The sequence below is a fragment of the Parvibaculum sp. genome, from assembly GCF_045863935.1.
Taxonomy (GTDB): domain Bacteria; phylum Pseudomonadota; class Alphaproteobacteria; order Parvibaculales; family Parvibaculaceae; genus Parvibaculum.
This window is the reverse complement of the sequence record NZ_BTVP01000018.1, coordinates 25,035-50,337: the sequence shown is the minus strand read 5'-3', so window position 1 is coordinate 50,337 and position 25,303 is coordinate 25,035. Positions and strand designations below refer to the sequence as shown.

28 protein-coding genes are annotated in these 25,303 nt (G+C 63.4%); 13 read left to right on the top strand and 15 right to left on the bottom strand.

Annotated elements, in window-relative coordinates:
- The first annotated feature begins 64 nt into the window (after window positions 1-64).
- Both ACKUUH_RS09510 and ACKUUH_RS09505 read left to right on the top strand, forming a co-directional pair.
- Entirely contained in the window at window positions 65-889 is an 825-nt protein-coding gene (locus tag ACKUUH_RS09510; protein ID WP_407949665.1) for an enoyl-CoA hydratase/isomerase family protein, read from the top strand.
- A 36-nt stretch (window positions 890-925) separates the two neighbouring features.
- Window positions 926-2,101 (top strand): hypothetical protein, encoded by a 1,176-nt coding sequence (locus ACKUUH_RS09505; protein ID WP_407949664.1) that lies wholly within the window; start codon window positions 926-928, stop codon window positions 2,099-2,101.
- Window positions 2,102-2,105: 4 nt separating this feature from the next.
- Here ACKUUH_RS09505 and ACKUUH_RS09500 read toward each other — a convergent pair whose 3' ends face one another.
- Both ACKUUH_RS09500 and ACKUUH_RS09495 read right to left on the bottom strand, forming a co-directional pair.
- Window positions 2,106-2,537, bottom strand: coding sequence for a peptidylprolyl isomerase (locus ACKUUH_RS09500; RefSeq protein WP_407949663.1), 432 nt, complete (start codon window positions 2,535-2,537; stop codon window positions 2,106-2,108).
- Window positions 2,538-2,751: 214 nt separating this feature from the next.
- Window positions 2,752-3,513, bottom strand: coding sequence for a hypothetical protein (locus ACKUUH_RS09495; RefSeq protein WP_407949662.1), 762 nt, complete (start codon window positions 3,511-3,513; stop codon window positions 2,752-2,754).
- A 168-nt stretch (window positions 3,514-3,681) separates the two neighbouring features.
- On the opposite strand from ACKUUH_RS09495, the gene ACKUUH_RS09490 reads away from it, so the two are divergent.
- Entirely contained in the window at window positions 3,682-4,455 is a 774-nt protein-coding gene (locus tag ACKUUH_RS09490) for an enoyl-CoA hydratase-related protein (RefSeq protein ID WP_407949698.1), read from the top strand.
- Window positions 4,456-4,553: 98 nt separating this feature from the next.
- Here ACKUUH_RS09490 and ACKUUH_RS09485 read toward each other — a convergent pair whose 3' ends face one another.
- The 3 genes from ACKUUH_RS09485 to ACKUUH_RS09475 form a co-directional block, all read right to left on the bottom strand.
- The gene (locus ACKUUH_RS09485) at window positions 4,554-5,345 is read right to left on the bottom strand and encodes a transglutaminase-like cysteine peptidase (RefSeq protein ID WP_407949661.1); all 792 of its coding nucleotides are present in this window, start codon (window positions 5,343-5,345) and stop codon (window positions 4,554-4,556) included.
- A 313-nt stretch (window positions 5,346-5,658) separates the two neighbouring features.
- Window positions 5,659-6,360, bottom strand: a complete 702-nt coding sequence (locus ACKUUH_RS09480; RefSeq protein ID WP_407949660.1) for a crotonase/enoyl-CoA hydratase family protein — start codon at window positions 6,358-6,360, stop codon at window positions 5,659-5,661.
- Window positions 6,361-6,451: 91 nt separating this feature from the next.
- Entirely contained in the window at window positions 6,452-7,051 is a 600-nt protein-coding gene (locus tag ACKUUH_RS09475; RefSeq protein ID WP_407949659.1) for a PilZ domain-containing protein, read from the bottom strand.
- 339 nt (window positions 7,052-7,390) lie between these two features.
- Here ACKUUH_RS09475 and ACKUUH_RS09470 point away from each other — a divergent pair, with 339 nt between their 5' ends.
- On the top strand, window positions 7,391-9,037 hold the full coding sequence (locus tag ACKUUH_RS09470; RefSeq protein WP_407949658.1) for a choline dehydrogenase: 1,647 nt from the start codon (window positions 7,391-7,393) through the stop codon (window positions 9,035-9,037).
- A 70-nt stretch (window positions 9,038-9,107) separates the two neighbouring features.
- Here the strand turns inward: ACKUUH_RS09470 and ACKUUH_RS09465 are convergent, their stop codons facing one another.
- Complete coding sequence (locus ACKUUH_RS09465) at window positions 9,108-9,782, bottom strand: PAS domain-containing protein (protein ID WP_407949657.1); 675 nt, start codon at window positions 9,780-9,782, stop codon at window positions 9,108-9,110.
- Window positions 9,783-10,290: 508 nt separating this feature from the next.
- On the opposite strand from ACKUUH_RS09465, the gene ACKUUH_RS09460 reads away from it, so the two are divergent.
- The gene (locus tag ACKUUH_RS09460; protein ID WP_407949656.1) at window positions 10,291-11,256 is read left to right on the top strand and encodes a hypothetical protein; all 966 of its coding nucleotides are present in this window, start codon (window positions 10,291-10,293) and stop codon (window positions 11,254-11,256) included.
- A 273-nt stretch (window positions 11,257-11,529) separates the two neighbouring features.
- Here the strand turns inward: ACKUUH_RS09460 and ACKUUH_RS09455 are convergent, their stop codons facing one another.
- The gene (locus ACKUUH_RS09455; protein WP_407949655.1) at window positions 11,530-11,967 is read right to left on the bottom strand and encodes a DUF2147 domain-containing protein; all 438 of its coding nucleotides are present in this window, start codon (window positions 11,965-11,967) and stop codon (window positions 11,530-11,532) included.
- A gap of 125 nt (window positions 11,968-12,092) precedes the next feature.
- Window positions 12,093-12,551, bottom strand: a complete 459-nt coding sequence (locus ACKUUH_RS09450) for a DUF2147 domain-containing protein (RefSeq protein ID WP_407949654.1) — start codon at window positions 12,549-12,551, stop codon at window positions 12,093-12,095.
- Window positions 12,552-12,777: 226 nt separating this feature from the next.
- Between ACKUUH_RS09450 and ACKUUH_RS09445 the strand changes: the two genes are divergently transcribed.
- Window positions 12,778-13,095: a DMT family transporter gene (locus ACKUUH_RS09445; RefSeq protein ID WP_407949653.1), complete on the top strand. Its 318-nt coding sequence runs from the start codon at window positions 12,778-12,780 to the stop codon at window positions 13,093-13,095.
- 415 nt (window positions 13,096-13,510) lie between these two features.
- Here the strand turns inward: ACKUUH_RS09445 and hfaB are convergent, their stop codons facing one another.
- Window positions 13,511-14,575: a holdfast anchoring protein HfaB gene (gene hfaB / locus ACKUUH_RS09440; RefSeq protein WP_407949652.1), complete on the bottom strand. Its 1,065-nt coding sequence runs from the start codon at window positions 14,573-14,575 to the stop codon at window positions 13,511-13,513.
- 367 nt (window positions 14,576-14,942) lie between these two features.
- Here hfaB and ACKUUH_RS09435 point away from each other — a divergent pair, with 367 nt between their 5' ends.
- The 3 genes from ACKUUH_RS09435 (at window position 14,943) to ACKUUH_RS09425 (ending at window position 16,777) form a co-directional block, all read left to right on the top strand.
- Window positions 14,943-15,545 carry a 2-hydroxychromene-2-carboxylate isomerase gene (locus ACKUUH_RS09435; protein WP_407949651.1) on the top strand — a complete coding sequence of 201 codons (603 nt, stop codon included), beginning with the start codon at window positions 14,943-14,945 and terminating at the stop codon, window positions 15,543-15,545.
- Window positions 15,538-16,371, top strand: a complete 834-nt coding sequence (locus ACKUUH_RS09430; protein ID WP_407949650.1) for a rhomboid family intramembrane serine protease — start codon at window positions 15,538-15,540, stop codon at window positions 16,369-16,371. Before ACKUUH_RS09435 ends, ACKUUH_RS09430 begins: the two co-directional genes overlap by 8 nt.
- 70 nt (window positions 16,372-16,441) lie before the next feature.
- Window positions 16,442-16,777: a DUF4389 domain-containing protein gene (locus tag ACKUUH_RS09425; protein WP_407949649.1), complete on the top strand. Its 336-nt coding sequence runs from the start codon at window positions 16,442-16,444 to the stop codon at window positions 16,775-16,777.
- Here ACKUUH_RS09425 and ACKUUH_RS09420 read toward each other — a convergent pair.
- Window positions 16,761-17,444: a TetR/AcrR family transcriptional regulator gene (locus ACKUUH_RS09420; RefSeq protein WP_407949648.1), complete on the bottom strand. Its 684-nt coding sequence runs from the start codon at window positions 17,442-17,444 to the stop codon at window positions 16,761-16,763. The genes ACKUUH_RS09425 and ACKUUH_RS09420 overlap by 17 nt on opposite strands.
- Before the next feature lie 106 nt (window positions 17,445-17,550).
- Here ACKUUH_RS09420 and ACKUUH_RS09415 point away from each other — a divergent pair, with 106 nt between their 5' ends.
- Window positions 17,551-18,984 (top strand): carotenoid oxygenase family protein, encoded by a 1,434-nt coding sequence (locus ACKUUH_RS09415; protein WP_407949647.1) that lies wholly within the window; start codon window positions 17,551-17,553, stop codon window positions 18,982-18,984.
- A gap of 113 nt (window positions 18,985-19,097) precedes the next feature.
- Here ACKUUH_RS09415 and ACKUUH_RS09410 read toward each other — a convergent pair whose 3' ends face one another.
- The gene (locus ACKUUH_RS09410; protein WP_407949645.1) at window positions 19,098-19,703 is read right to left on the bottom strand and encodes a GDYXXLXY domain-containing protein; all 606 of its coding nucleotides are present in this window, start codon (window positions 19,701-19,703) and stop codon (window positions 19,098-19,100) included.
- On the bottom strand, window positions 19,700-20,989 hold the full coding sequence (locus tag ACKUUH_RS09405; RefSeq protein ID WP_407949644.1) for a DUF2157 domain-containing protein: 1,290 nt from the start codon (window positions 20,987-20,989) through the stop codon (window positions 19,700-19,702). The genes ACKUUH_RS09410 and ACKUUH_RS09405 overlap by 4 nt, the downstream gene beginning before the upstream one ends.
- A gap of 265 nt (window positions 20,990-21,254) precedes the next feature.
- On the opposite strand from ACKUUH_RS09405, the gene ACKUUH_RS09400 reads away from it, so the two are divergent.
- Complete coding sequence (locus ACKUUH_RS09400) at window positions 21,255-21,683, top strand: CBS domain-containing protein (RefSeq protein ID WP_407949643.1); 429 nt, start codon at window positions 21,255-21,257, stop codon at window positions 21,681-21,683.
- 37 nt (window positions 21,684-21,720) lie between these two features.
- Here the strand turns inward: ACKUUH_RS09400 and ACKUUH_RS09395 are convergent, their stop codons facing one another.
- Both ACKUUH_RS09395 and ACKUUH_RS09390 read right to left on the bottom strand, forming a co-directional pair.
- Window positions 21,721-22,335 (bottom strand): pyridoxamine 5'-phosphate oxidase family protein, encoded by a 615-nt coding sequence (locus ACKUUH_RS09395; protein ID WP_407949642.1) that lies wholly within the window; start codon window positions 22,333-22,335, stop codon window positions 21,721-21,723.
- Between the two features lie 68 nt (window positions 22,336-22,403).
- Window positions 22,404-22,781 carry a DsrE family protein gene (locus ACKUUH_RS09390; protein WP_407949641.1) on the bottom strand — a complete coding sequence of 126 codons (378 nt, stop codon included), beginning with the start codon at window positions 22,779-22,781 and terminating at the stop codon, window positions 22,404-22,406.
- 118 nt (window positions 22,782-22,899) lie between these two features.
- Here ACKUUH_RS09390 and ACKUUH_RS09385 point away from each other — a divergent pair, with 118 nt between their 5' ends.
- Both ACKUUH_RS09385 and ACKUUH_RS09380 read left to right on the top strand, forming a co-directional pair.
- Window positions 22,900-23,481: a TetR/AcrR family transcriptional regulator gene (locus ACKUUH_RS09385; RefSeq protein ID WP_407949640.1), complete on the top strand. Its 582-nt coding sequence runs from the start codon at window positions 22,900-22,902 to the stop codon at window positions 23,479-23,481.
- Window positions 23,478-24,122 carry a glutathione S-transferase family protein gene (locus ACKUUH_RS09380; protein WP_407949639.1) on the top strand — a complete coding sequence of 215 codons (645 nt, stop codon included), beginning with the start codon at window positions 23,478-23,480 and terminating at the stop codon, window positions 24,120-24,122. The genes ACKUUH_RS09385 and ACKUUH_RS09380 overlap by 4 nt, the downstream gene beginning before the upstream one ends.
- A 58-nt stretch (window positions 24,123-24,180) precedes the next feature.
- On the opposite strand, the gene ACKUUH_RS09375 is transcribed toward ACKUUH_RS09380, so the two are convergent.
- On the bottom strand, window positions 24,181-25,239 hold the full coding sequence (locus tag ACKUUH_RS09375) for a patatin-like phospholipase family protein (protein ID WP_407949638.1): 1,059 nt from the start codon (window positions 25,237-25,239) through the stop codon (window positions 24,181-24,183).
- Window positions 25,240-25,303: the final 64 nt, after the last annotated feature.

Here is a 25,303-nt window from a genome sequence, read left to right as displayed (position 1 = left end):
TTTTATCGGCTAAAGTCCGGCCAACCGCATAAACACAAAACGCCGTTCCGCCAGGGAGGATCAAATGAGCCAGGCCAAGGCCGTGCAGCAGGATGCACAGGAAGTTCTCTACGAAGTCGCCGATCGTATCGCGACGATCACGCTCAATGCGCCCGATCGCATGAACACGATTTCCGGTCCGATGCTGAACCAGCTCACCAAGCGGTTGCAGGAAGCGGATGCCGACCCGGAGGTGCGCTGCGTGATCCTGACGGGTGCGGGGCGCGCCTTCTGCGCGGGTCTCGATCTTCGTGCCCAGACGCAAGGAGCCGGGCTCTCGATCGGCTCGAGCGGCGGCGTCACATCGACCAGCATCGACCTCAAGAACACGCCGCCGACGGTGCTCCAGGAAATGGAGACGCCGATCATCTGCGCCGTGAACGGCGGCGCTGCCGGTTACGGCATGGACACGGCGCTCGGCTGCGATATCCGCATCATGGGCAAGTCGGCCAAGCTTGCGGCCGCCTTCTGCAAGCGCGGCCTGCTGCCCGAATCGGGCGGCACGTGGTATCTGCCAAGGCTTATCGGCTGGTCGAAAGCGGCGGAACTGATCTTTACCGGCCGCACGCTCTCCGCCGACGAAAGCGTTGCCTGGGGGCTCGCATCCGAAGTTGTCGCCGATGAGGAACTGATGCCGCGCGCCCGCGCGCTCGCGGCAGAGATCGCGGCCAATGCGCCGCTTGCCGTTCGCGCGGCAAAACGCATGATGCGCATGGGGCTTAACGAGCCTTTCCCCGAGCATGTGCATCATGTCTATCTGCAGCTTCTGCCGCTGATGCGGACGGAAGACATAAAAGAGGGCATGATGGCCTATGTGGAGAAGCGGCAGCCTGACTTCAAAGGCAGGTAATCCGCCGCCTCTCCGGGGCCGGAGAAAGCAAGACGGATGATGCGGGGGCTGGCTGCGCGATATGCGGCATTCGACATGATGGAAGCAGTGCGGGCTTTGTCCGCGCTGCTTTTGCTTGGCATGGCCACTATCGTCTTTCCGCATTCGCTTCGCGCGGCGACCTTCAGTGGCGGGTATGACGGCATCGGCGACGCGGCCGGCATGTCGCTTACGCTGTCGCAGATCGAGCGGCGGGTGGTCGGCAGCCTGAGTTTGCAGGGCGGCGCTGTCTACACGCTCAACGGGGAGCGCGAGGATGCCCAGTCGGGAACCGCGCAAGGTGCGCTCAGCGCGAGAGGCGGGCAGCGCGACGCCTTCTTCCATATCGAGGAGCGTCCGCTCGGTCTGCAGCTTCTTTTCATTCCGGCGACGGCTGAAGGCGAACCCGATCTCGGACGGGCGAGCGAATATTCCTTCCTGAAGCGCGGCGTGCGCCCGACCGTCACGGAAGAGGCAAGTCCGCGCTACAAGGTCGCGCCGGAGGAGCCTGTCGACATTCTCGCTTTCATCGACGGGTTTCGCGGCTGGTCGCCTCGTGACACGGCGCGGCTTTACGCGGGACTGCCGGAGCGTCAGCGCGCGCTCATCCTGCTTTACGATCATGCGACGGCGGAACTCATGTGGCGGATCTGCGAAGCGGCGCCGGAGGAGGGCTCCATCGCCGCGCGGCGGCTTGCCGAATTGCAGGAGCGTCAGCAGACGGATTGCGAATCCTATCTCCGCGTCGTCGAACGGGCAAAGAAGGGCGGGCTCTTTTCGGAGTTCCTGCGGCGCTCGCAGTTCCAGCTCGAACTCATCCGGGCGACCGTGCTTTGCGATCGCGGGGAGACGGGCGCCGCGCGCTGTGCAGACGTGAGTGCGCTCGGCTCACCGCTCATCCTGCGCTGGCGGCGGGCGGACGCAATCATGCGCGAGCTTGCAGGGGCCGACGCGGAGCCGGATGTTCACGAAAACGCGCGGGAACCGGAAGCCGCGGCCGAACGCGAGGCAGGGGAAACGTCTCTCGTTCCGGCGGCGGAAGCGGAAACTGTGCCGCAGCTAGCGCCCGGCGCACCCATCCCGTTGCCCCGCCCCGGCGGCGGAGAAGAAGGGGTGTCGGACTTCGGACCCGATGCATTGCCGCTTGCGGCGGAGACGGTGGAACAATACCGCCTGCCGCTCGCGCGGCCGTGAGGTCTCAGGCGGCGATTTCGACCAGCTGAATCTCGAATGTCAGGTCTTCGCCCGCCAGCGGGTGGTTCGCGTCGAGGCGCACCGCGCTGTCGTTCACTTCCGTTATGACGAGTCCGATTTCGCGGCCGTCGCTTCCGGTCGCGGACAGACGCATGCCCGGCTGCGGTTCGAGTTCCGGCGGAAGTTCGCTGCGGGGAACGTCCTGCACGAAGCGCGGATCGTGTTCGCCATAAGCTTCGGCGGATGCCACCGTGAAGCTCTTGCTGTCGCCAGGTTCCATGCCGAGGACCGCGTTTTCGAATCCGGCAATCACCATCTGGCTGCCGATGGCGAATTCGATCGGGTCTCCTTCACGGCTCGTGTCGAAGACGGTGCCGTCGTTCAGCTTGCCGGTGTAGTGAACCTTCACGCGGTCGCCGTTCTGTGCTGCTGCCATTGCCTTGCCTTTCTGCGCGGCGGCAATTGCCTGCAGGCAGGCGGCCGCGCGTCTCGATCAAACTTCACTCGATAAACATTGGCCGATAAAAAATGAGGGCCTTCAGGAAATAAGCCTGAAGGCCCTCAAATCATCAGCAAGGGAAGACTAACAGCACATGACCTGGATCGCCACCTTGCGCGGTTATTTTATCGCGCAGGCAGGTCCGGTTGCGTCAGTAAGTCCGGCGCCAGACGCGGCGAATTTTTGCGTCAACTTCGGGGCCCATGGAACTCCATGCCGTGCGATCGCGGGTCGTGTCGGCGATGAACATGGTGTCCGTGCGCCCGATATGCTGGCTGAGTTCGTTGAGAAGACCGGCCGCCGTTGCATCGGTGTTCACGCACCAGACATTGGCAGCGAGTTTGTAGGCCGGTCCGAGCGACATGATCGCCTGTTCCAGCGGCCCGGCGAAGCGTGCCTTGATGTCGAGAACGATGATGAAGTTGGCTGTGTCGGGCTGGCGGCGCCGGTCGACCTGACCCTTGCCCGGGCCATAGGCAGAGCGCTCGTCCGCGGCTTCGGGAGCCGGCTCTGGTTTGCGGACCGGCTCGGCGGCGGCAACGGTTTCTTCCGCTTCGTAGACTTCCGTTGCCGCGAGTTCGGCGGAGGATTCGATTTCCTCGGTTCGCGGTTCTTCCGCAGCAGGTTCGACGGGTTGTTCTTCGACCTCGGCTGGCGCGCGGAAAAGAACGGCGAAGGCAGGAATGTCGACTGCGTGCTGCCACATGCCGGCGCCTGCGGGGGTTCCCTCAGGGGCGATCATGCTGTGCTCGGCGACGCGCCCTTCGGCAACATATCCCTTCATGGCCTCGTAGCTGTAAGGCCCGTAAACCTTGTCGCCATATTTCAGCACCCAGCGATGCGAAGGGATGCTGTCCGCCTGGGTATGGGCCGATGCTTCGTTTACTTGCGCCATGGGTTCTACGTTCGACATGAGGGGCCGCCGAAGCGGGATTCGGTACATCGTTCGTTACATTTTTAGATGGTTTTGGTTACCGCAACGTCAACAGACATGCGCTTGCGGAGGCCCGGACGAGCGGGCAAAGTCTCGGCCAGATCGACAAAACACGCGAAAGTTAACGCGGATTAACGGGGAATGCCGATGACTGAATTCTGCAAGGCCGAACGCGACGGGCACCTTCTTGTCGTCACCATAAACCGGCCGGAGCGCATGAACGCGCTGCATCCGCCGGCCAATTTCGAACTTGAGAAGATATTCGACGATTTCGCCGCCGATCCGGACCTCTGGGTTGCGATTATCACGGGCGAGGGCGAGCGCGCCTTCAGCGCCGGCAACGACCTGCGCTTTCAGGCCGAAGGCGGCAAACTCGAGGTTCCGGCGTCGGGCTTTGCGGGGTTGACCGCGCGCTACGACCTCAACAAGCCGGTCATCGCCGCCGTCAACGGCGTCGCGATGGGCGGCGGTTTCGAGATCGCGCTTGCCTGCGACCTCATCATCGCATCCGAAAATGCGGTCTTTGCGCTGCCGGAGCCGAAGGTCGGCCTCGCGGCGCTTGCCGGCGGCCTTCACCGCTTGCCACGCCAGATCGGCACCAAGCAGGCCATGGGCATGATCCTTACCGGACGTCAGGTTCCGGCGAAGGAAGGCAAGGAGCTTGGCTTCGTGAACGAGGTTGTCCCGGCAGGCGAGCTTCTCGCCGCGGCAAAGCGCTGGGCCGGCCTCATCATGGAATGCTCGCCCATGTCGATCCGCGCCTCCAAGGAGTCGGTCTACAAAGGTCTCGACGAAGCGAACCTGCGACAGGCGATCGAAGGAAAATATCCGGCGGTTGCCGCGCTCTTCAAGAGCGAGGACCTGATCGAGGGGCCGCGCGCCTTCGCCGAAAAGCGCAAGCCCAAATGGGCGGGAAAATAAGGCTCGCAGAAAAAAGAACCGGTCCTGCTGCGGGGGGAGCAACAGGACCGGCCTCGACAGGACCGGATCCAATGGGGGGCGGGGATCCGGTCGGTAGGTCAGTTGATCGCGGCCGTGGGTTTCTCCTTCGATGCGCTGCGGCTCGCGGTCTGACCGTCTGAAACGCCCGGACGGAGGGTGGGCTTTTCCGTCTTGCGGAGAATGGCGAGGAACGGCGCCTGTTCACCGAGAGGCGGAACTTCGATATGTGCGGTGCGCATTGTTCTGTGGTCGAGATTGACCCAGATGAAGGGCCGCTCGCGCGACTGACGCTTGATCCACTGATAGGGGGCGTCGGTCCAGGCGACGATCTCCCAGTTCTTGTTGTCGAGCACGAATTCGCCGCGGTCGGTCGTCACGAGCAGGACGGCGTGGCCGTCGCCATTCCATTCGCGCACCACGGAGATGAGAAGGTTTTCGGGCGCCCAGCCGCGCTCGATCAGGAGCTTGCGCTTCATCATGGCGAGGTCTTCGCAGTCGCCGCCCCGCGCGTCGGGATAGGACCACCACTCGTCCCGGTCATAGAGCGCCGCGTCACTGACCTGCGGGATGGCGCTGTTGACGTAGTCGTTGACTTTGTTGAGCTCCGTCCACTTCTCCGGCGTCATCGCGGCGGCCTGCGGCGCGTCCGTACCGCCCCCGCATTCATCCGGGTTGCGGACACAGAAGCCGACATAGCCGAAAGGTGCTGCGACCTGCTGATAGGTCGGCATGCTCGCGGTGACGATCTGCGCCTCGGATGTGCGCTCAAAATGTGCGGAGGTGATGCTGCCGACATAGCCGGGGGACTGACAACCCGCCAGAAGCGCCAAGGCGCTCGCCGCTATCGTGATTTTCGCACGCCACAACATGATACCCATCCAACTGCCGAAACCTTGAGTGGGAGAATGGCAGTCAGGAATTTGTGGCCGTTTAAATCCGGGACAGTAATTTGACGCAAACAAGCCGCAAACTTGAAACGGGTTTTCCTAAAATTTGAACGAGCTGAATGCGCCTAAAATTGTCCCGATTGGATACAGAGACAAAAACCCAATATTTTCAGGGCTTTTCCGGCACCTGCCATGGGACGCGGATGATCGTCTCTGCTGTCTTGCCGAAAGCGGCGCGGCGTCAATCCGATCCCCTAGGGCCGGTTGAAATTTTTTTTCCAGGCTATTACCGGCGCTATTGCGCACCGTCGAAGGTTCCTGAATCCGCCTTCATGGTGCTGCGAATGAGGCCGATCGTCGCCTTGCGCTCCTTGTGCTTGGTGTTTGCGAAGGCCGGCTGCTGCAGGGCGGCGAGTTCTCCCGCTCGCGCCTTTGCGGTTTCCAGCAACGAGCCCGCAGGCACCGCCGCATCGAGGTAGCCGACCGCGACGGCCTCGGCAGGGCCGTAGATCCGGGCCTGGGTGACGGCCTCCGTGAAGCGGTTGCGGGCGAGGCGGTCGCGGGCGAGCTCGATGCCGAAGACGGGCATGGTCATGCCGATGGCGACTTCGGGAAGGCCGATCTTGAAGGAACCCTCGGCGCCGATCCGCGCGTCCGCGGAGAGGAGCAACAGGCCGCCTGCCGCCAGCGCGTGGCCCGTGCAGGCCATCACCACGGGCAACGGGTATTCATAGAGGCGCATGAGCAGTTCGGCGCCCGCGGTCACCAGTTTCCGTACGTTTTCCGGGCCGGAGCCCATGACATCCAGGTCGAAACCGGCACAGAAGCGGTTTTCGCGGCCGAGGATGAGGACAGCCTTTGCTTCCTTCTCGGCGCGGTCGAGGGCGGCATGCAGCGCGCCGATCATGGCGTGGCCAAGCGCATTGGCTCGTCCGTCATCCATGGTGAGGATGGCGATGCCATTTTCGATGGTGGTGGTGAGATGCTCTCCGGACAAATCGGCCCCCTTTAATCTCCGCCGTCTGCGCGGCGTCAGGGGGAAGTCTAGAGAGATGGGGGAGCCGGGCAACAGGGCCCGGCCGTAAATATCAGCCGAAGGGCCGGGAAAGAGCGGTCGCGCGCTCGGGTATATCGGTGAACTGGATGCCGACACCTTCCTCGGTGTGGCGCACCACGCGGCCCGTCATGCGGCCGATCGAGACGCCGGTGCCGATCGGTGGCCGGTTTTCGACCGCGACCTGAGCGCCGCCGAGCGACATGTCGATGATGCGGCAGGGCATGGACTGGCCGTCCGCGAGGGTGAGGACCGAGCTCTCCTCGAGACCCGCCTCGCCGGGCGCGTAACGGGCGAAGGCACGACGGGCCGAGATATCGATCTTTTCGCCGCGGGCGAGGGCCTCGAGGCGCTGACGCAGGCGTTCGCGCCGCGGGCCGGCGATGGCGGTTTCGATCGCAAAGCCGCCATCGAAGCAGCGGACCACGGGGCCTTCAAAGCGGCCGAATTCGTCGAAATAGACGATGATCTGCGCGCCAATTTCCATGGGCGCGTCGGACGAGATCGCGATGCCGCCGAGCGACATGTCGCGAATCGAGCAGGGATGTTCCGATCCGTCGGGTGCCAGGAAGCGGCCCTTCGCCTCAAAGGCGACGCGCTGATAACGGCGGCGTTCGTCGTGTTCGGGTTGCATAGAGCCTGGCCTGTCAGTAGACGCGCAAGAAGGCGCTGAATTCCGGTGCCAGAATACGCGCGTCACAGTTAATGAATTTTTACCGGAACAGTCCTCACGGGCCGTTTTGATACCATTTCGGAGAGAGCCGGCAGCCTTTACTGCAGAAAATTGACGCTTGCGTCAGCTTCGGCAATTCCCGACAATCGCGCCATATTCCGACCAATCAGGAAAAATCGGCCAGGAAATGGCTGAGTCAGCCAGGAACGGGCGCCGTCCGCCGCCTCGCCGCGCAGGAAAGAGTTCTTTCCGCGCATGCAGGGACAGGGTGGTCATAAACAAAGACCGGAAACAAAGCTTATGAGCGAGTTCGACTACATCATCATCGGTGCCGGAAGTGCCGGCTGCGTATTGGCCAACCGTTTGTCGGAAAATCCGTCGAACAAGGTTCTGCTGCTGGAGGCGGGATCGAAGGACTCGAACTTCATGATCCACATGCCGGCCGGCGTCGGCAAGCTGATCGGCACGGACCTCGCCAACTGGTGCTACGACACGGAGGGCCAGCCCTTCCTCAACAACCGCAAGCTCTACTGGCCGCGCGGCAAGGTGCTCGGCGGCTCCTCCTCGATCAACGGCATGATCTACATTCGCGGCCATGCGCGCGACTACGACATGTGGCGCCAGCTCGGCCTCGAAGGCTGGGGCTTCTCGGACGTGCTGCCCTATTTCCGCCGCTCGGAAGGCAACGAGAACGGCAACAGCGCCTTCCATGGCGGCGAGGGACCGCTTGGCGTCAGCAACTCGCGCAAGACGAACGTGCTCTTCGAGTCCTTCGTGGAAGCGGGCAAGCAGGCCGGTCATCCCTATACGGAAGACTTCAACGGACCGCAGCAGGAAGGCGTCGGCCCCTATCAGCTCACCATCAAGGACGGTCAGCGCTGCAGCGCGGCCAAGGGCTACCTCGTTCCGGCGCTGAGCCGTCCGAACCTTTCGGTCGAGGTCGAGGCGCTTACCTCGCGCATTCTTTTCGAGGGCAAGAAGGCTGTCGGCGTCGAATATACGCAGAAGGGCGAAACGAAAGTGGCGCGGGCCGGCAAGGAAGTCATCCTTTCGGGCGGCGCCGTCAACTCGCCGCAGGTGCTGCTCCTCTCGGGTATTGGCAAGGGCGAATATCTCAGGAAGTTCGGTATCGATGTCGTGGCGGACCTGCCGGGCGTCGGCCAGAACCTGCAGGACCATCTCGACTGCACGGTGATCTACGAGTGCACGCAGCCGATCACGCTGCACAGCACGGTGTCGAACCCGCTGAAGCAGCTCATGACGGGCATGCAGTACACGTTCTTCAAGACGGGCCTTGCGACGTCGAACGGTCTCGAGTCCGGCGCTTTCCTGAAGACGCGGTCCGAGCTTGAAATCCCGGACATTCAGCTTCACTTCGTGGCGGCGATGATGCGTGACCACGCACGCGTGAAGTCGGACCGGCACGGGTTCACTGTCCATGTCTGCCAGCTTCGTCCGGAAAGCAGGGGGTATATCGCGCTCAAGTCGACAAACCCGAGCGACTACGCGCTCATCCAGCCGAACTATCTCTCGGCTGAATATGACCGCGTGGTGATGCGCGAGGGCGTGAAGATCGTGCGCAACATCATCTCGCAGCGCGCGATGGACGCTTATCGCGGGCCGGAGTTCTGGCCGGGTGCGGGCAAGCAGAGCGACGACGAGGTCGATGCATGGATCCGTGAGACCGCGGAGACGATCTATCATCCCGTCGGCACGGCCAAGATGGGCACGGATCCCATGGCCGTGGTCGATGCGAAGTGCCGCGTGCATGGGTTGCAAGGCCTGCGCGTCATCGATGCGTCGGTCATGCCGACGCTTGTCGGTGGCAATACCAACGCGCCGACCATCATGATCGCCGAGAAGATTTCGGACGATATTCTCGGAAAGGCGCCGCTGCCTTCCGAGAACGTGACCATTGCAGAGGACCGGGTCGGCAACGCAGCCTGATCTCTCGCCTAAGCAAAACAAAAGCCGGTGTCGCGAGACACCGGCTTTTTTGTTGATGCTTCGCCGCCTGTCAGCCGCGCTCTTCGTTTCCCGTGGGGGTTGCCGTTTTCACCAGCCGAAGATAGGAGCGTTCGCCGCGAAGCGGCGGCTTGCGGCTGGCATGGCTGGCGATGCTTGAGATCGCAACCGGCGGCTTCTCGGCCAGGATGCGGCGCGCGACGTTTTCGGCTGCAAGGCCATGTTTCGGCATCCGCTCGGGATCGAGGCGGCGCAGGCGGTCGATCCACTGACGAGCGAGAAGCCTATCGCCGATCCAGGTGAACTGATCGACCGGGACGGCCGCGCCGAGGACGCGGGTTATCGTCCCGTCTTCATGCGCAAGCGGGAGCAGGATCATTTCGAAGGTGGCTTCGTGGCCGTCATTCGTTGCGGCGGTGTATTCGACGACGGAGACCGTGGCGTTGGTGGACACATCGTCCAGCGCCTGCTTCAGGTTTTCGGCGCAATCATCCGACCACATGGAGAGGAGATTGTGGCCGCGGAACTCCATGCCGTAGGTCCGGCAGAGGCCCGTTCCCGCGAGACGGAAACGGCAGGTGTCGCGATCTTTCCGTTCCAGAATGAACACGTAAGGAAGAATGCGGCGGATGTCGCCGGGCTCGATTTCGGCGCGGCGCGGCGCAGGGCGCCCGGCGCGGATCGCGTTCCAGTAGTCGAACAGCGCCTGATTGTTCTTGTGCTTCATAGCCATCATCCCCTGCCGCGCCATTCCGCCTGGCAGGGGAATGCCCCCGTTAAGCCCCATGCGGAAAATCCTAACTCATTCCCGGCGAAACGTCCCGTTTCGGGTCGCTTCCCCTCTCATTTGTCCCGCATCAGGCTGCCGTTTCGATCCGGTACGGGCCCTGGCGCCCGATTGCGGGGACGGGTGTGAGAGAGCAGAAAGCGTGCCAACCGTTAATGAGACAGCCGGCGGCGGGGCAGGCCCGCGAAATTTGGTTGAAGCTTCAACAAGTTGCGAGGCATGGCGCGTGCAGGGGGCATGGGAGAGGCGTTAACGCGCGTCCGTTGGCGCGGTGTTCCGGCCACCGGCGACGTCCCGCGGCGGGGCGTTAACCATTGGGCGGCTGTCCGCACGCCGTTTCGGCCGCGGCGGCACGGCTTCTGCATCGTGGCGCACAAGAGCCGGACAAGGTCCGGAAAAGACGCAGGCCAACGTGTCCATTTGGACCGGGAGTGTCAGGATGAAGCAGATGATTTTCAAAAAGACGGCCAGCAGCAGGCTGGCGCTCGTGGCGGTGGCCTTCGGCGCTGCGGTGTTCTTCTATGCCCTCGGCGGCGCCGATCCCGCTTCGGCATGTGGCGGTGGCTGCAATCCGCCTCCGCCTCCGCCTCCGAGCAACGATTGCGGTTGCGATGGCGGTGGCGGCAAGGGCCATGGCGGCGGCAAGGGCGGCAGCAAAAACATCAATTACAACAGCAACAAGAACATCAACTACAACGAGAACAACAACTACAACAACAACACCAACACCAACACCAACACGAACAACAACCACAACGAGAACAACGTCAATGTCGAGGTGAATGTGAACGCCAATGCCAGCGCCACGGCATCGGCGACTGCCTCGGCCATCGCCAATGCGAATGCGGCGGCGGACAGCGCCTCGTCCGCGCTCGACCGTACGAGTTCGGTCGCGATCGGCAATGGCAGCGGCGGCGGCTATGGCGGTGGCGGTTCGAGCTATTATGTCTCCGCGCCCCAGGCGGCGCCGGTGGGCGCGCTCAATGTGATCGTGCGTACGGCAAGCGTCTTGAAGCCGGTGAAGGCGATCTGCGTCAGCGCAAAGGGCCTGGAAGAGGCCGCGCGCGTCAGCAGCACGGTTACCGAAATCGGCCCGGAAGACGATGTCGAACTCTTCCATTGCGTCGCCGGCGACATGCTCGTCGCCACGATCGGCCGCATGGCTGGCAAGGGCGACAATGCGAAGCCGGATTACCTCGGCGGCTATGTGATCGAGTGCCGCCCCGGCGAAGCTCTCCGCCACGGTTCGAACGGCATGCTCGCCTGCGTGCCGCAGCAGCGGGACTACGGCTATTCCCAGGTTCCGGCGGCGACGCGCATGGCCTATGCCGAGGTCTTCATCCGCAAGAGCGAAAAGGGCGAAGAAGTCGCGGCGACGGGCGGGGCCTTCTTCTCCGGCGGTGTCGGCTACTAAGGATTACGACGGCGGGGCGTCAGCCTGCTTCATCCGCGCCCTGCTGCCGGTCCTGAGACGGGGAGAGCGAAAGCTCTCCCCGATTTCTTTTCTACGTGCTCCAAACAAGATGTCATCCCGGCGAAAGTCTCTCCGTCGGGACTGTCCTCCCCATGCAGGCCACTAGAACAAAGCGGCTCCCGCCTGCCCGATCTCGTGAGGGGTGAGGCAAACGGGAGCCGGGGGCGGCCGGAGGAAGAACCGCCCTGAGGAAGCCTGTGCTTTGCGTGCGTCCTACTCCACGCGTTCCCAGGTCTGGCTGCGGCTCATGATGCCTTTCGAGCCGGTGACCTCGAGTTTCGAGCCGCCATCGGTGAGTTCGAGGCTGGCGTTCGCCGTTTTGCCGTTGGCGGGGCGGAGGATCGTGCCGCCAGACCATTCGTCGCCCTTATTTGTCAGACCCCAGAGGACCGGCATGCCGAGGAGCGGCTGGTTTTTCCTGTCGCCATCGCATTGCGAGCAGGTGGTTTCGCCGTCATCGAGCAGTTCGACGATGGTGCCCGTCAGCGTGCCGTCCGTTTCGGTGATTTCGACCACCGTTTTCGGCGCGCCCGTGTCCGGGTCGAAGGTGCGCCACTTGCCGAGCGGCGAGCCGGTATCGGCGGAGGCGGGCAGGGCGAAAGCCGCCGCGGCGAGAAGCGCCAGGGAGGCAATGTGAAGCCGGATCGTCATGTTTCTCTCCCCCAACTTTTTGGTCTGGTTGGCCTATATTTGGCATTGTAACTGCCAATATACACGAACCCGCATGCGAGGCCAAGCAGGCTCGCACGCGGGTTCGGCAAGGTTTTGTGACGGGATCAGTCGATCCGCTCCCATTTCTGGTCGACCCGGAGGGGCCCACGGCCCGTCGTCATCAGCAGCGCCCGGCCGCCGTCCACGAGTTCGAGGTGAGCGGGAGAAACCGTGCCCGTCGCCGGCCGCAGCAGGAAGCCGCCGCTCCAGCCCATCGCGTCGGGGCGGAAGCCTGCGAGGAATTTCATGCCGGCGAGCGGCTTGTTCTTGTTCTCGCCCGTGCAGCTCCAGCAGATCGCGTCTTCCGGGCCGCTGGCGAGCTTCACGATATGACCCTCCAGCGCGCCGTCATTTTCCTCGATCTCGACGATCATGAGCGGCTCGCCGCTTAGCGGGTGGTGGATCATCCATTTGCCTGCCGCCGAGCCGCTGTCCGCGATGGCAGGATGTGCGAAGAGGGCGGCCGCCCCGGAAAAGAGAGCGACCGCGCACATAAGCGCGAGCCTGCGAATTTCGAAAATCATGAATTGCTCCCAGCTTTATATTGACACAATCAGTGTCAATATAAAGAGACTCACACAAGGTGCAACACTTTTTGCTCCAGGCTCAGCCGCCGGATGCTGCCTGTTCCGGGACTTCCGGTTCCCGCCCGCTTTGCTATAACTGCATCAGGCGGGGACGGCCCCGCCGAAGGATATGTCCTTCACGTCATCCGCGGGGACGGCCTCGCTTCTTCGTCAGGAGAGGCACATGGCCTGGCTCCATCTTCTCGTCGCAAGCGCGGCTGAAATCGTCTGGGCCTTTACGCTCAAGGCAAGCGACGGCTTCACGAAGCCGCTCATGGTGGCGTTCAACGTCGCGGCGCTTCTCGCCGCCGTCTGGTTTCTCGTCCAGGCGATGCGGACGCTGCCGCTGGGAACCGCCTATGCCGTGTGGACCGGCATCGGCGTCGTCGGCGCGGCCGTTCTCGGCATCGTCGTGCTCGGCGAGAGCGCGTCTCCCCTCCGTCTTTCCGCCATCGCCCTCATCGTGACGGGCGTCGTGATGCTCAAGCTCGCGGAAGGATAATTGTTCGTCCCATTTCCGGACAGAACGCGGGTGGGGATATCTCCAGCCGGCTCGCGACATTCGGGTTTCAAGTCGGGGAATCGGGTCGGGAAACGAGCACCCTAATTTCACCATCGCTATTCTTCCGGGGGGACAGGCCCGTCGGATGTGACGTATCGATGACATTTCGATGACAGTCGCCGCTTTTGCGGGATAAGCCGCAAAAAAGAGGGAGGGCGCGAGGCCCTCCCAAGTGGTCTTCCGGAACGGAAAAGGAAATTCAGAACTCCTGTTCCGGGATCGGCGGGCAAGCCCCGCCTGTGCTCTCAAGCGCGTGCCGGAGGCCGACCAGCAAGACGCATTGAGGGTGGGAACCGGCGATGTCGTTTTTCATTTCGGTCTCCGACATCGCCGATAATTCGGTGGGAAGTCTGGATCAGTAAGTGCCGCCGCGGAGGCTGCCGGCATCGAAGTCCGGCTCCGAGTAGTAGGCATAGGGATCGTTGCCGGCGGGGCTGCGTTCTTCGCGCGCGGAGGAGGGAGCCTGCGCGACACGCTGGCTGTTCACCGGCTTCGCTTTCGCGCCGGGATTGGCCTGGCGATAGTCGATCTGGCCCATCGGGTCCTTGTTGCCGGGGAAGCGGGCGCAGTCGGCCGGGTTCACCTCATAGAGAGGAACCAGCAGCTTCAGCACGGCGCGTTCGACAACGGCGCGGACCGCGAGCTGGAGCGGTTCCTGTGCGCTGGTGCCGAGGCCAAGCGAGAAGAGATTGCCGCCGAAGAAGTCGAACACGCCTGCCTTGATCTCACGGCCGACGATCTGCTTCTGGTAGGAAACATAGTCGACGACTTCGAGCGTGCGGCTGTTCACAAGGCGCAGGTCGAGGCCGATGTTCATGACGTAGGTGGAAGCGGAAGCATTCGCCGCCGCGCCCATGTCGCCCCCTTCTGCAAAGCCTGCATTGAGGCCGCCGGACTGGATGTTGAAGTTGAGTTCGGTGATGCCGCCGACGAGGTAGTAGTCGGAGCCGCGGATCTCGCCCGCATAGATCTTGCGGTAGTCGTCCTGCTCGCCGCCGTCGCCGATCAGCTTGTTGTTGGTGTATTTGAGTTCGAGTTCGGTGATCGAGGTGTCGTAGCGCTCGACGAGCGGCACGCCGGCCTTTCCGAGAGCGGACATCGCCATCAGCGAGGCGCCCTGCGTGATCTTCATGCCGGTGCCATCGGCTTCCGACTTGCCGGTGTAGTCGCGGATGTTGCCGACCGCGATACGCGTCGCCGTCGTGCTGGCGGGCACGTGGTTCGCGAGGCAGCGCAGCGCGTTGGAATAGGGCGTCTCGTTGTTGATGACGGGGGCGTTGCCGATCGGCGCAGCATAGCGGCCATCGGAGCCCGCATTGGCGCTGACACAGCCCGTAAGTGCGAAAGCCATGGCGAGAGCTCCCAGCGTACGCTTGGGCATTCCCTTCTTCGCCGCATTCGTCACAACAGTTGAAAACACTTTGGCCTCCTGATGGTCATCGGTCGATGGCTGGCGCTGGCGATCATTGTTTTTCGATCTTGCCGGCGCGCCGCCGACCGCTCTGTTGCCCGTAGGTCTGCAACCGGTGTGCCAGCAGTTACCTTTCGTTAAGAACCGCAGAAATCTGCGGTTTTCAGGATGTTTTCCCGCTCCACCCGTTAAGCTTTCCGATTGCGCGGGATCGTCTGCGGCGGCTCTGGCACGGGCTTTCCCGTTTCGGCACGTCAACTTCCCGTTAAGGCTGTGCCGCGCTGCAACAGGCGGGAAAAGCAGGTTGCGGCATGTCTCCGAGCGCGCGACACTCCGCGCCAATTGCAATTGGCATTCCCGAAAACGGACGGACAAATTGGCAAAGCTCGAATTCTTCTTCGATTGCTCCAGCCCGTGGACCTATCTCGCCTTCAGCCGGATCGAGGCTCTGGTCGAGCGGACGAAGGCGGAGATGGTGTGGAAACCGATCCTTGTCGGCGGCGTGTTCAATGCCGTTAACGAAAGCGTCTATGAGGTGCGGGCGAACCCGCATCCCGTCAAAGGCCGGTACTACGTCAAGGATCTGCAGGACTGGGCACGCTTTTGCGGCATCGAGATCGGAAGGCCGCCGGTGTTTCCCGTGCGCTCGGTCGATGCGATGCGGGCGGCAATCGTGGCGCAGAACAAGGGTAAGCTACCGGCATTCGCCTGGGCGACGTTCCGCAGCTACTGGGGCGATCTCAAGGATATCAGCCAGCCGGAGGTGCTCGAAGAAGTCTGCGCGGCCGCCGGGCTCGACTGGAACGAGGTTAGCGAGCGGATCAAGAGCGACGATGTGAAGGGCCGGCTCCGGGCCAATACAGAAGAGCTCATTGCGCGCGGCGGTTTCGGTTCGCCCACCATGTATGTGAATGAGACCGACATGTATTTCGGCAACGACCGGCTCCCGCTGGTGGAGGCGGCGCTTCTTCATGGCTGATCCCTATTCGACCGGCCTGCCGCCGCGGCGGGAACCGCCGGCCTTCAATGTGCCGGGCCCGGTGCTCGCGCTCCTCGCGCTCATCATCGGTGTGCATCTTCTCGCCGTCTCGCTGTCCTGGGAGATGCAGGAGCAGATCATCCTTTTCTTTTCGCTGATCCCGGCGCGCTACCTTCCGGAGATCGCCGTGCTTCAGCCTGATTTTCCGGGCGGCGTGGGCGCGCAGTTCTGGACGCCGATCACCTACACATTCCTGCATGGCGGATGGGAGCATCTCATCGTCAACAGCGTTTGGCTGCTCGCTTTCGGATCGCCGGTGGCGCGGCGGCTCGGCACGGCGCGCTTTTTCCTCTTCTATTTCCTGTGCGGCATCGCGGGCGCCGGCCTGCATGTCGTTCTCTATCCGGGCTCGGACATTCCGGTTGTCGGCGCCTCGGCGGCGATTTCCGGATTGATGGGGGGCGCGGCGCGCTTCGTGTTCCTTGCGGGGGGGCCACTCGGGGCGCTCGGCGGACGTAGCAGCGGCCATCCGGGCGGCGGCGCGGCGCGGCGCGCGGGCATTCTCGTGGCGCTCAAGGACCGGCGAACGCTGATCTTCGCCGGCGTCTGGATCGGGCTCAATGTGCTGTTCGGGGCGACGCCGCTCAGCGGTATTTTCGGCGTGACGGCGCAGGTCGCGTGGGAAGCGCATCTCGGCGGCTTCCTGTTCGGGCTGCTGCTGTTTGGCTTCTTCGACCCGCTGCGCCTGTCGCCTTCCGGGGGGCCGGGCAATGTCGGCTATGGCGAGTGGCTGGGAGACCAGGGCCGGGAAAACGGGGGTCATTGAATCCGCTGGCGGGCGAACCACATAGAAAAAAGGCCCTTTACCCCCATGGCCTTTTTCAGGAGGAGATCCCATGAGCGACACATCCGCGCATTCGGACGGACAGCCCGAAGGTGCGCATACGGCTTATGACGGCGAGGCTCCGTCGCAGCGCAAGGAGTTGTGGTTTCGCCTTCTCTACATGATCGCGTTCTGGTTTCTCGGCAATATCGCCTTCTCGGTCGCGATCTTTCTGGGCGCGTTGCAGTTCGTCGTCGTTCTCATCACCGGCAACAAGAACGAGGAGTTGCGCGCCTTCAGCCGTAACCTCATCCAGTATGTGTGGGAGTGCCTTGCCTTCGTGATCTTCGCGCGCGAGGAAAAGCCGTTCCCGCTCGGACGTTTCCCGTCCGTCACTCATCCCGATTGAGGCTGTCGAGTTTTTTCCGCCCTTCGGGCGTCAACAATCCGCGGAGGATCGCTCCCGTCGTTACGTTGAAGCGCTTCTCCGCGGCTTTCGCGCTCGCGTGAAAGCCCGCGAGTTCCAGGCTGCACAGGCCATGGACCACCGCCCACAGGGCATCGGCAAGAACATCCGCCCCGACATTGGCCGGAAGGCTTCCTTCCCCGATACAGGCCGTCACCGCTTCGAGCATGATCCGATAGGAGCGGTGGCCCGAGACGTTGCGGGCGGCCGGATTGCCGTCCGCGGCTTCGCCGTGGCGAAGCGCAGCCGGCACGGGAAGCGTCGAGCTGATCATCAGCGCGTAGTAGGACGGGTTCTTCAGCGCGAAGCTGCGATAAGCAAGTGCCAGATCGTGCAGGCGGCGCAGCGGTTCGCGGTTTTTCGGCACCGCTTCCTCGGCCGCAGCGAGACGGTCATAGGCCTCGTCGAAGAGGGCCGTTATCAGGCCTTCCTTGCCGCCGAACGCCGTGTAGACGGCCATGGTGGAGGTGCCCACGCGGGTTGCGAGCTTGCGCAGGGAAATGGCGTCCGGGCCGCCATGGACAAGCATTTCGCTCGCCGCGTCCAGAAGCGCCTCGCGCTGGGCGCTGCGCCGCGCATCGGCGGCACTCATTTCCGTACCCATACTCATGCGCTTTCTATCGAACAGGCTTGACGACAAGTCCAGCCGCTTTCATTATAGCAAATATAACACTGTTATAAACATGGCGCGGCGAAGCCGTCCAGGAGGACCCGAGATGTCGAAGCCCTTTCCGAACAACCCCTTCCTGCAAGCGAATTTTGCGCCGGTGATGGCGGAGTGCGATGCGCCCGAGCTCGTGGTCACGGAAGGCGAATTGCCGCGCGACCTCGCGGGAACGCTTTACCGCAACGGTCCGAACCCGATGTTTCCGCCATTCGGTGACAAACATCACTGGTTCCTCGGCGAGGGCATGGTGCATGCGATCCATGTGGAAGACGGCAAGGCGAGCTATCGCAACCGCTGGGTGCGCACGGAGCAGTACGAGGCGCAGCGCAAGGCGGGCGAGCGGCTGGTGCCGACGGGCTTCGGCGAAGCGGGCGTCGCGGGGGCGGAGAGCATCAAGCGCAATGTCGCGAACACGAATATCGTCTGGCATGCGGGCAAGCTGCTTGCGCTCGACGAAGGCAATTCGCCGGTCGCGATGGATGGCGACACGCTCGACACGCGCGGCTCATGGACCTTCGAGGGCAAGTATGAAGGGCCGATGACGGCGCATCCGAAATTCGATCCGCGCACGGGCGAGATGCACTTCTTCGGTTATATGGCGGCGGGTCCGGGAAGCGCGGTCATGTCCTATCAGGTGGTGGACCGCGACGGGAAACTCATGCGGACCGACATGTTCCCGACGCCCTATGCGAGCATGGTGCATGATTTCATCGTGACCGACGAACACGTGATCTTTCCGATCTTTCCAGCGACGATCGACGTGGAGCGCATCATGAAGGGCGGGCCGACGATCGCGTGGGACCCCGATGCGGGCACGCATATCGGCATCATGGCGCGCGATGCGAGCGTCGACACGATCCGCTGGTTCACGGGCGATCCCTGCTACGTCTATCATCCGATGAATGCCTATACGTCCCATGAGGGCGGGAAGACGCGCGTCATCGCGGACATGATGAAGTACAGCCGCGTGCCGCTTTTCCCGAGCGCGGACGGCACGAAGGCGCCGCTCGACCTCAGGGACGAGCAGGGAATGCTGGTGCGTTGGACGTTCGATCTCGACGGCAATTCCGATACGTATACGGAAGAACAGATCACCGATCTCGGCGGCGAGTTTCCGCGCTTCGACGAACGCTTCGCCGGACATGGCTATCGCCATGGCTATTACGCGGCGATGATGCGCCCGAAGGAGCGGCCGGGTTCGTCCTACGACACGCTCGTCCACATCGATCTTCAGACCGGCGCGCGCAAGGCGTGGGAACCGGGCAGCGGCAAATATGTGCATGAGCCCGTCTTCGTGCCGAGCAAGGCGGATGCGGCCGAAGGCGACGGCTATCTCGTGTCGCTCGTCTACGACACGGACCGGAACATCAGCGACTTCGTGGTGCTCGACGCGGAAGACATTTCGCGCGGCCCGATCGCCCGCGCCGAGCTTCCAACGCGCGTTCCCTTCGGTTTTCATGGCAACTGGCGCGGGGCCGATTAATCCCCGGGGGCGGGGACAAAGCACGGCAAGTGTCACACGACTGTCATTGAAACGTCACGATGCTGGAATTGCGCGCGCCGATGTGCGTTCGCAATGACGCTTGTCGGAGGGACTCAGAAGAGCGGTTCTTCGTAGACGGGTTCACCGTCGATGCGGAGCTGCTTGATGGCGGGGGTGCCGTCCTTCCCGAGAGCGACATCGACGGTGAGCTTGCCGTCGTTGCGGATGTTTTCGAGTTCGCGGCCTTGGCCCTCGGGAACGAAATAGCTTTCGATGCCGTAGTTCACGTTCAACACAGAGCAGTCGGTGCATGGAGGTGCGGGAACATCCCCTTCGGTTCCCGGAGATGCGGTCGTTGCTGGCGGCGATATGTAGCTAATCCGTCCGCGAATTATCCGATCGTCAGGTGCGGCCTCGTGGCCTTCATGCCAGACGGAGACGGCCTTCCATGTTTCGTTTTCCTGTGCGAGTTCGACGAGAACGGTATCGCCGGAGGTGAAGTCGCTATCGCCTTCGAGATAGGCAAGCGGAAGTTGAGCAATGTCGTAGGTGAGGATGACGTAGTCGCCGCGGAAGATGTCGCGCGGATCGACGGGGGCGGTTTTGAGCGTCACGACATTTTCGGAGCGGAGCAGCGAGACGCGGTCCCAGACCATGGCGCCGAGGAAGAGCGACTGGCCGACGACGAGAGCAAGGACGGCGAGGGCGAAGCGGTTCATGCTGCGTCTCCTTCGACAGTCGCGACAAGACGGCGGCGCATGCGCTCCATGACGAGAGCACCGGCGATGAGCAGCACGCCGCCGAGCGCGAAGAAGAGCGCGGTGTCGAGCAGCGTGTTCAGTGTCTCGAAGTAGAGGTAGAGAACTTCCGCGCCGAAGGCGACAAAGCCGAAATTGACGGCGAAACGGAACTCATGTGCCGCGCCATAGGAAACAAGCCAGGCGGCGAGCGCGAGGAAGAGCGCGGCATAGACCCAGGGCACGAGCTCGGGCGCGGCGCTGTCGAGCATGGGGTAGGCGAGCGAGGCGAGCGCGAGGACGGCGATGCCGGCCGCGTGGCGCAGCTCCAGCAGGCCGCGCGCGACATCGAGAACCGCAAGCACCGCGACGATCCCCAGCATGGCGAGAAGCAGGGGCGAATAGAGGATGGCATTTTCGCCGAGCGCGCGGTCGGGGCTCAACTGCCAGACCCAGAAGAGGGCGAAGGCGATGACGATGGCATAGGCCGCAGCGGCGGTGGCAAAGCGCGGCGCGCGGCCCGACATAAAGAGCGCCGCGAGCCAGATGGCGAGGGCTTCGAGGAGATAGAAGAGCGCGAGCCAGGCAGGGTCGATGCGGAAACTCTCCCCGATGGAAGGGCCCCAGATCGCCTGCCAGATGAAGCCCGCTATGAGCGCGAGGTGGAAGCCGGGCATCCATGACAGGCGGAGCGAAAGCGCGAAGGCGGCGGCCCATGGCAACCAGAAGGCCCAATGCGGCGTGGTCTCTTCAAGGCTCAGGGTGAAGCCGGTCCAGACAATGGCGAGGAGGATGCCGAGCGCGAGGGCGGGACGGGATGGGAGAAGCCATGCCGCTGCGAGCGAAGCGATGCACCAGGCAAGGACGCCGCCCGGATCGTCCGTGACGATGTGATAGATCTGCGCGATGAGCATGATCCCGCCGCCGAAGAGGCCGAGGCCGATCAGGACGGCGGCCTGCGCGAAAGCGGGATGGCCGCGGCGCTCAAGCGGAATGGCGGCGATCCATGCTGCCCACATGGCGCCGAAGATCATGACGAGTTTGACGAGTTTCGGAATCTCCGCCCAGTTGGCGGCGACGAAGCTCATCACCGCGAAACCGATCAACACCGCGCCGAGCATTGCGAGGATGGCGGGCATGCGCCGCACAGAGGGACGGTCCTCCGCCGATTTCAGGATCGCCTCGGCGCTTGCGGGCGTGACCCAGCCGCGCTCGATCCAGAGGTCGATGTCGCGTTTCAGGCGGTGGAGATAGGCGCGTTGCCACATGGGTGAGCCGCTTCTTCTCTTTATTTGGGGCAAGGGGAGGGCCGTCGGATCGCGGGACTCAACAAAGGCAGAGCCCGATTATCCGGCGGCGGAGGGGGAAGTCAAAGCCGGTCCCGAAGGCTCCTTCGGAAACGGCAGATTCCTGCGATTTGCATGTATCTTCTTGTCGGACGCGACGGAATGCCGCATCATTCTTGAGGGAAAGCCGGTGCGGGGAGGGACCGCAGCGGTGGGGCCTGCCGGGTCCAACATGCGGAGGAACGCCATGAATGTCGCCACCATCCTGAAGGCCAAGGGTTCGGATGTCACGAGCGTGAGCCCCGACACGACGCTTCGCGATGTTGCCGTGCTGCTGACGGAGCGCCGGATCGGCGCCGCGGTGGTGATGCAGGACAAGAAGGTCATGGGCATCGTGTCCGAACGCGACATCGTGAAAGCGGTTGCGAGCGGTGGCGGCAATGCGCTCAATGCGCCGGTGCGCGACGTGATGACCTCGCGCGTCGTCACCTGCAGCCTCAACGACTCCGTCGACGAGTTGATGGACTCGATGACGATGGGCCGCTTCCGCCATCTGCCGGTGATCGAGAACGGCGAACTCGCCGGTATCGTCTCCATCGGCGACGTGGTGAAGCATCGCATCGCCGAGACCGTCATGGAAACTGAAGCGATGCGCCTTTACATCGCCAACGGGTGACGGCTGGACCCGTTTCTCCGGAAACGTTTCCGCATCCTCAAACTCCCTGCCTCAGCCGTTCGATCTGCGCCTTGAGCTCGGCGATTTCCCGGTCCCGTTCGGCCAGCATGGAATCGACTTCATCGGCATCGATCTTGCGCGGGATGTGCTGGGGGCAATTGGGATCCCAGGCGGAAACCCTGAACAGGAGCAGGCGCTCGGGCACAGCGGCATAGCCCTCGGGCATGACGGCCTGCAGCAGGGCATCGTCGCCCTCGACCATCCGAGCCTCACCCCAGATCTTGATGCGGCGGCGGTTGGCATAGTCCATCAGGAAGATGAAGGCCTTGCCGCTTTCGAGCAGGTTGCCCTGCGAGATGAACTGCCGGTTGCCCCTGAAATCCGCCATTGCGAGCGTGTGCTCGTCGATCGGCTTGAGGAAGCCGCGCGGTCCACCACGATGCTGGATATAGGGTTGCCCTTCCGCATTGACGGTCGCGAGGTAGAAGCTGTTCTGCCGGGCGATGAAGTCCGCCAAGGGGGGCGTGATGCGGTCGGACCAGCCGCCGCGTGCCTCCATGCCGGCATAGGCATCGCGCGAGCCGTTGCGGGTTTGAAGCTGCTTCACCGTGTCGGTGAAGGCGATATCGCTCGAGGGACGTTCGCTGTTCATGCTCGATCTACTCCAAGACAGGGGGGCCGGTGCCCGCCCCTGGGGCGGGCGGACACCGGACGGGAAAATCAGAAATTGATCACGCTGTAGCCCTGGTCGATGTAGCTCGAGACGTCGAGCACGCCGGGGGTTCCGGGAATCGCCTTCTCGTAGTCGAGCTTGAGGCCGGTCTTCCGCACGTCCTCGGTGGCGCCGAAGACATCCGCGCAACCGCCGCAGACGCCGGCCACGACGTCCTTGACCGCCTCGTAAAGCCCATGGGCCGGATGATCGGCCCTGGCGAGGTCCGCCGGCCAGCGCGTGCCAGCGCCCTGGAAGATGAGGGCGACGTCCCGCTTCTTTTCCCTGAGTTCGTAAGCGAGGAACAGGCCGTTGAAGAGGCGGCCCAGGGCCTCCTCGGACCCCGACTTGGGATCGGAGTAGATGATGATGGCGGTCTTGCTCATGAGGGGATTCCATTTGAGGTTATAAAAATACCGAACGAACGGTAAAAATGAAATAGAGGCTAGACAGACGGACGTCAAGATATTAAACCGATCATTCGGTAAATATGGAGATTTGGCCATGGCCCGCAAGGCGCTGATTGGAAACGAGGCATTGCTGGAGCGCCTGGGCGCGACATTTCGCGATGCCGGCTATGAGGGCGCATCGCTCGCAATGCTGTCGGAAGCGGCCGGCCTGAAGAGGGCGAGCCTCTACCACCGCTTTCCCGGCGGGAAGGAACAGATGGGTCTCGAGGTTCTTCAGGAGGCGGGCCGCTGGCTCACCGCCCATGTGCTCGAGCCGCTGGCGGGCGAGGGCTCGCCGCGAGAACGCATCGCGGCAATGGCGCGCGAACTCGACTGCTTCTACCGCGGCGGCGAGCAGGCCTGCCTGCTCAACATGCTTTCGGCGCCCATCGGCAAGTCGGGCCCGTTCGTGGCGGCGATCCGTCAGATGTTCGAGGTCTTTGTCGGGACGCTGGCCGGCGTCATCTCAGAGACGGGCTGCCCCGCCGATGTCGCGCGCGACCGCGCGGAGCGCGGCGTGGCGCTCATTCAGGGCAGCCTGGTGCTGTCCCGAGGGCTGGGGTCGACCGAACCTTTCCGGAAGACGCTCGATGCGCTTCCCGACGAACTGCTTTCAGACAAAGGAGAATGCGCATGAAGCTCTACTACAGCCCCAAGTCCGGGCATTCGCACCGCGTGCGGCTATTCCTGTCGCTCATCGGCGCCGCGTTCGATCTCATCGAAGTCGACCTTGCGGCGCGTCAGCACAAGAGCGCCGACTTTCTGAAGATGAACGCCTTCGGGCAGGTTCCCGTGCTGGAGGACGATGGCGTGGCGATTGCCGATTCCAATGCAATCCTCGTCTATCTCGCCAGGAAGTTCGGCCGCACGGACTGGTATCCGGAGGATGCCCTTGGCGCGGCGCGCGTACAGCGCTGGCTCTCGGTCGCCGCGGGCCAGCTTGCCCAGGGTCCGGCCAGCGCCAGACTCGTCACCTTGTTCGGCGCGAAGATCGACGCCGATGCCGCCATCGCTCGCGCACATGCGCTGCTGGGTTTGATGGATGCGGAACTCGCGCAATCGGGCTGGCTCGCCGCCGATCGTCCGACAATCGCCGATATCGCGCTCTACAGCTACGTCGCACGCGCACCCGAGGGCAATGTCGCGCTCGGCGACTATGCGCATGTCCGGGCCTGGCTTGAGCGGATCGAGGCGCTGCCGGGCTTCGTTCCCTTCGCGATCCATCCGGTCGGCCTCTACGCCCCGGGTGCCTCGCTGGCGAAATTTGCAACCGGCTGAGGGAGACCTCGACGGGACGTTCGTTCCTTTCCTCCGTTTACGGAAGAAGCTCGAAGCGTCAGGACATGATCTCGACGATTTCGTGGATCTGGGGGATCGCCTCTTCGGCGGCCTCTTCCCCGAGACGGATCAACTCGTCCGCATGATCGAAATCGAGCAGGCTCAGATGGCCGACCATCGGCGCGATCATGATGTCCGGCGGGTCGCCTGCCATGCGCATGCGGGCAAGGCGGTCCTGAACGATGTTCAGCGAAGCGAGCATGACGCTGGCGATGCCGGGCTCGCGCCGCTTGCCGCCGATGACGCGGCGCATGAGTTCCTGTTCGGGCGAGCGCTTCCAGCGGAGGTTCCGGAGGCTCTTGCGAATGCGCTCGGCGACGGCGGGTGAAGCGGCGCCTTCCAGCATTTCGGTTTCGATCTCGGCTTCTTCCTCTTCCTCCTCCTCTTCCTCGATCTGCTCTTCCAGTTCGCGGAGGATGGCGTCCTCGGGGGAGATGGGCGCGGAAGCGCGGATGTAGCCGGGGAAGGCGGCCTCGTGGGCGCGGCGGCGGGCGGCCGGGTCGAAGGGATCGTTGTTCAGGTTGACGGCGATGACAACGCGGGCACCAAGCGCACGGGCGACCGACACGGGCACCGGGTTCACGAGCGCACCGTCGATGAGCCAGCGGCCATCGACGGCGATGGGCGCGAAGACGCCGGGCAGCGCATAGGACGCGCGGATCGCCTGAATGAGATTGCCGTGGTGAAGCCAGAGTTCGTGGCCGGTGGTGAGCTCGGTCGCGACGCTGACGAAACGCTTTCCCATATTCTCAATGACGATGTCCGACAGATGATCACGCATCAGCTCGGCGAGCTTCGCGTCGCCGATGAGGCCGGAGGAGCGGAAGCGGAAATCGAGCAGGGAGAGCATCCGCCTGCGCGTCAGCGAGCGCGCAAACTCTTCCAGCGGATCGAGCTTGCCCGCCACATGGCAGCCGCCGACAAGCGCGCCGATGGATGTGCCTGCGACGATGTCGGCATCGATGCCGGCGCGCGTCAGCGCTTTCAGGACGCCGATATGCGTCCATCCTCGCGCCACGCCGGCGCCCAGTGCGATGCCGATTTTGGGTCGGGGCATGCGAAACTGCTTCATGGATTACGGTACTCGAAAGAATGCTACAGCGCCGGCTGCGATGCCAGAC